Genomic DNA, 4,892 nt, shown 5'->3' on the forward strand with positions numbered 1-4,892 from the left:
CCCCCGAGGGCGTCTGGGACGAGTTCTGCGCGCGCTTCCCCTATGCCGAGACCGAGGACCAGGCGCGCGCGATCGCCGACGTGCTGGAGGATCTGGCGGCCGGCCGGCCGATGGACCGGCTGATCTGCGGCGACGTGGGCTTCGGCAAGACCGAGGTGGCGCTGCGGGCCGCCTTCATCGCCGCGATGTCGGGCGCGCAGGTGGCCGTCGTGGTGCCGACCACGCTGCTCGCGCGCCAGCACCACCGCACATTCCTCGACCGGTTCCGCGGCTTCCCGGTGCGCATCGCCCAGCTCTCCCGCATGGTGAACGCGAAGGAGGCGGCCGAGGTGAAGCGCGGTCTCGCCGACGGGTCGATCAACATCGTCGTCGGCACCCACGCGCTGCTGTCCAAGGGCATCCAGTTCAGCGAGCTCGGCCTGCTGGTGGTGGACGAGGAGCAGCATTTCGGGGTCGCGCACAAGGAGCGGCTGAAGCAGCTCCGCGCCGATGTGCACGTGCTGACGCTGACCGCCACGCCGATCCCGCGCACGCTGCAACTGGCGCTGACGGGTGTGCGCGAGATGAGCATCATCGCCACCCCGCCGGTCGACCGGCTCGCGGTGCGCACCTTCATCCTGCCCTTCGACCCGGTGGTGCTGCGCGAGGCCTTGATGCGCGAGCGCTTCCGCGGCGGGCAGGTGTTCTACGTCGTCCCCCGCATCGAGGACCTGCCGAGGGTGCGCGAGCGGCTCGCCGAGATGGCGCCGGAGCTGAAGGTGGTGGAGGCGCATGGGCGGCTTTCGCCGACCGAGCTCGAACGCGTCATGACCGGGTTCCAGGACGCGCAGTACGACGTGCTGCTCGCGACCAACATCATCGAGTCCGGGCTCGACATGGCCGGCGTCAATACGATGGTGATCCATCGCGCCGACATGTTCGGGCTCGCGCAGCTCTACCAGCTCCGCGGCCGTGTCGGTCGCGGCAAGCTGCGCGGCTACGCCTATCTGACGCTGCCGGCGGACCGCAAGCTCACCGCGACGGCGCAGAAGCGGCTCGAGGTGATGCAGGCGCTCGACAACCTCGGCGCCGGGTTCACCCTCGCCTCGCACGATCTCGACATCCGCGGCGCGGGCAACCTGCTCGGCGACGAGCAGTCGGGCCACATCCGCGAGGTCGGCATCGAGCTCTACCAGCAGATGCTCGAGGAGGCGGTGGCGGAGCTGAAGGCGGGCGAGGGCAAGGCTGTCTCCGACCGCGACTGGACGCCGCAGATCAACCTGGGCATGGCGGTGCTGATCCCCGACGCCTATGTGCGCGACCTGCCCGTGCGGCTCGGGCTCTATCGCCGCATCGGCGCGCTCGCGAACGATGCCGAGAGCGAGGCGCTGGCGGCGGAACTGGTCGACCGCTTCGGCCCGCTGCCGGGCGAGGTCGAGAACCTGCTCGCGGTGGTGGGGATCAAGCGGCTCTGCCGCGAGGCGGGGGTGGAGAAGCTCGATGCCGGGCCGAAGGGGCTGGTTGTCCAGTTCCGCGGCAACGCGTTCCGCGATCCGGTCGGGCTGGTCGGGTGGCTGCAGAAGCAACGGGGGGTCGCGAAGCTGCGCCCCGACCACAAGCTGGTGGTGACGCGCGATCTCGCGGACCAGTCGGCGCGGGTGCGGCTCGCGCGCGAGGTGCTGGGCACGCTCGCGGCGCTGGGGACGCGCGCGAAGGCGGCGTAGTCGCCGTCACGCGGCGCGGCGGTACCGCGCCGCCCGCAGCGCCACGAGGTGGCGCGCGATCGCCTCCATCCCCGACACACCCGCTGCCGCTTCGGCCTCGGGGTTGTAGTTGGTGTTGGTGTTCACGTCGTAGGTCCAGGTCCGGCCCTCGCGATCGGAGATGAACTCGATCCCGGCGACACCGATGTCGTTGGCGGCGAGGAATGCCTCCCAGCGCGGGACCAGCGCGTGCGTGAAGCCGTCGATGATGCGGAACTTCGGCCCCTTCGCTTCCGCCGGGCAGACCTCGCCGGCGGCGCACTGATCCGCCGGGCAGAGCTCGAACCCGTCAGAGGTGTCCACGCGCACGGCATAGAGGAACCTGCCGCCGACGAACTCCACCCGCGTGATGAAGGGCTCGGGCGCGGCGATGTAGCGCTGCACCAGCGTGATGCCGTCGAGCGGCTCCTCGAATGCGTCGGAGGCGAGATGCTCGGCCAGCGCCGCGGCCGAGAGGAACAGCCGCACGCCCAGGCCCTTGCCGCCCCGGTTGTGCTTGAGGATCAGCGGGAAGCCGAGCCGGTCGGCCGCCACGGCGATGTGCTCGCGTCCGACCACGGCGATCGTCTCCGGGGTGGCGATGCCGAACGGGGCGAGCGCCTCGTACTGCGCCACCTTGCTGATCTCGAGCGCGAGCGCGCGCGGGCCGTTCACCACCGTGCGACCATGGCGGTGCAGCCAGGCGAGGATCGCGCCGGTGTGCTCGGCGGCGAACCGGTGCCCGCGCGTGTGCGAGGACGCGCTCATCCGGTTGTAGAACACGCCCTCGGGCGGCGGAGCGCGCAGGTCGAGCAGGCCGCGATCGACGAACCACTCGCGGAACGGCACGCCGATCCGTCCGAACGCGGCCCTGAGCGGCACGATCCAGGCCTCGTTCTCGTGGATCACGTGGATGTCGGGCATCGAGGGCTCCTTCAAGCGGCGGGGTCGAGGGCAGGGGCGGGTGTCGCCGCGACGGCGGCAGACCGGCCGGGCGTGTGCGCGTCAGACCGCACCAGTGTTGCAAGCCCGCCGACAGCGGCGACCGCGAGCCAGGCGCGATAGCCTGACGCGGGCACTGCGCCGGGGGTCGCGGGTGTGTCCGCCGGGGTGGACCTGGCCTGCATGGGAAAGGATTTCCTCTCCATGCGCTTTGCAAAGTCAAACAAAAGATTATTCTACCACTGAGTGAGCTAATTCCCGAAGGATCGTCTCTCATGGCCCGAACCGCGGAGCTCGATCACATCGACCGTGCGATCCTGCGCCTGTTGCAACGCGACGCCTCGCTCTCGCTCGCCGCGATCGCCGAGCTGGTCGGGCTCACCCAGACACCATGCTGGAAGCGCATTCGTCGGATGGAGCAGGCCGGTATCCTGACCGGCCGCGTGGCGCTCGTGGATCCGGCCTCCGTGGGGCTGCCGCTGACGGCCTTCGTCGCGATCGAGACGGGCGATCACTCCGCCCCGTGGCTCGATCGGTTCGCTGGCGTGCTGAGCGGCATGCCCGAGGTGATGGACGCCTGGCGCATGGCCGGCGACGTGGACTACCTGCTGCGCGTCGTCGTGCCCGACATGGCGGCCTATGATGCGTTCTACCGCCGGCTGATCGCCGCGATCCCGCTGAAGAACGTCTCGTCCCGCTTCGCGATGGAGCACATCAAGGCCGAGACGGTGCTGCCCGTCCCGGAGTGACGGCGGAGGCAGTCGCCCGCCCCCGCCCGGCCGTCGCACGATCAGGCGGCGAGCCGGAGGCCCTCGGCGCGCCTGGCGAAGAGCTGCGCCAGGGGGCTCTCGTGGCGGGTGTCAAGCCGCTCCGCCGCAAGCGCCGCGGCGAGGGCCGCGTTGCCCGAGCGGAACGCCGCCTCGATCAGCGTGAGGTCCAGCACGTCACGCTGCGCATGGCTGCCGCCGAAGCGGTGCGCGATCGAGCGGATCGGACGGAGCAGCGTCACCGTGGTCGCGTCGTCGCCGTCGCCGAAGGCGAGGATCGCGCGGCAGACGTCATGGCCGACATCGCGCGTGAACATCGCGTTGTCGTCGTTGCGCGCCATCGCGTCCTTCTGCGCTGCGATCACCGCGGCTGCCGCGTCGCGGCGGCCGGCGCCGACAAAGGCCATCACCGCATGGGCGTCGTTGAAGGCGTAGTTGGCCGCCGTGGCGATCGGCGACCAGTTGTCGGCGACCGCGTCCCAGCGGCTGCCGACATCGACCCCGCGCAGATGGAGCCGCCAGAGCAGCGCCGAGGCGTCGATCATGTCCAGCACCACGCCCGACTTCGCGCCGTAGATCTCGGTGTCGAACAGGTTGAGCACGGCGGCAAATTCGCCCCGATCGAGGTGGTAGAGCGCGAGGTGCCACCAGTTGTGCACCTTCAAGAAGCTGTCGCCCGCCCAGGCATCCGGATTGGCGGTCATCCAGGCGATGCCGTCAGCGGTGCGGTTCTGCATCTCCAGCACATGCGCGACCGCGTGCTGCGACCATCCGTCGCGCGGCTCGAGCTCGACGCCGCGGCGCCCCGCAGCCTCGGCGCGCCCGTAGTCGCCCGTCTCCTCCAACCCGAAGGCATGCATGCCGAGGACCGAGTGGTAGCCCGGCACGGATGCGTCCCAGGCCGGCAGGGCGCGCGCGATCCGGTCGCGCAGCATCCGCGAATGGCCGGTGAAGAAGTCGATCTGGTGACCCGCAAGCAGACCCAGCGCATCGCGCGGGGCGTCGATCGTGACGTCCTCGAGCACGCGGCTCGCCCGGTGCCAGCGCCCCTCGATCAGGTGGCCGATCGCGGCGACGTGCCCGCGCTCACGCAGCGTCCCCGCGGTCGCGGCGGCGGCCGCATGCGACTCACGCGCGACTGTGAGGCCGGCCGGCTCGGTGCCGAGCAGATGCAGCCACGCCCGCAGAGCGTGGGCCAGTGCGAAGCCAGGGCTTCCCGCGATCGCCTTGTCGACCGTGGCGACCGGGTCGCCGCGGTAGCATTGCAGCTCGGCGAGCGCCTGCTCGAAGTGATCGAGGCTCTCCTGGTTCGCGCCCGTGACGGCGAGACCGCGGCGATCCAGCGTCATCATGTTGCAGCTCCGTTCCAGATGTTTCAGGCCGAAACGCCCGCGGGCCCATCCCGCGTCGTCCTGAACCCAAGGGCGTGAGGCGGCGCCTCACGACGTGAGGGACGCTTCCC

4 protein-coding genes are annotated in these 4,892 nt (G+C 70.8%); 2 read left to right on the forward strand and 2 right to left on the reverse strand.

Annotated features, from left to right (window positions below; translation table 11 throughout):
- Positions 1-1,703, forward strand: a 1,703-nt coding sequence (locus tag ACTIFU_RS21205; RefSeq protein WP_439580314.1) for a TRCF domain-containing protein, incomplete at its 5' end; no start/stop codon positions are given.
- A gap of 6 nt (positions 1,704-1,709) precedes the next feature.
- Here ACTIFU_RS21205 and ACTIFU_RS21210 read toward each other — a convergent pair.
- Positions 1,710-2,645, reverse strand: coding sequence for an ATP-grasp domain-containing protein (locus tag ACTIFU_RS21210; RefSeq protein WP_439580315.1), 936 nt, complete (start codon positions 2,643-2,645; stop codon positions 1,710-1,712).
- Between the two features lie 293 nt (positions 2,646-2,938).
- Here ACTIFU_RS21210 and ACTIFU_RS21215 point away from each other — a divergent pair, with 293 nt between their 5' ends.
- A complete protein-coding gene (locus ACTIFU_RS21215) occupies positions 2,939-3,412 on the forward strand; it encodes an Lrp/AsnC family transcriptional regulator (RefSeq protein WP_439580316.1) in 474 nt (157 codons plus the stop codon).
- A 41-nt stretch (positions 3,413-3,453) separates the two neighbouring features.
- On the opposite strand, the gene ACTIFU_RS21220 is transcribed toward ACTIFU_RS21215, so the two are convergent.
- Complete coding sequence (locus ACTIFU_RS21220) at positions 3,454-4,782, reverse strand: tetratricopeptide repeat protein (protein ID WP_439580317.1); 1,329 nt, start codon at positions 4,780-4,782, stop codon at positions 3,454-3,456.
- Positions 4,783-4,892: the final 110 nt, after the last annotated feature.

This window comes from Elioraea sp. (assembly GCF_051860475.1).
Lineage (GTDB): Bacteria > Pseudomonadota > Alphaproteobacteria > Acetobacterales > Acetobacteraceae > Elioraea.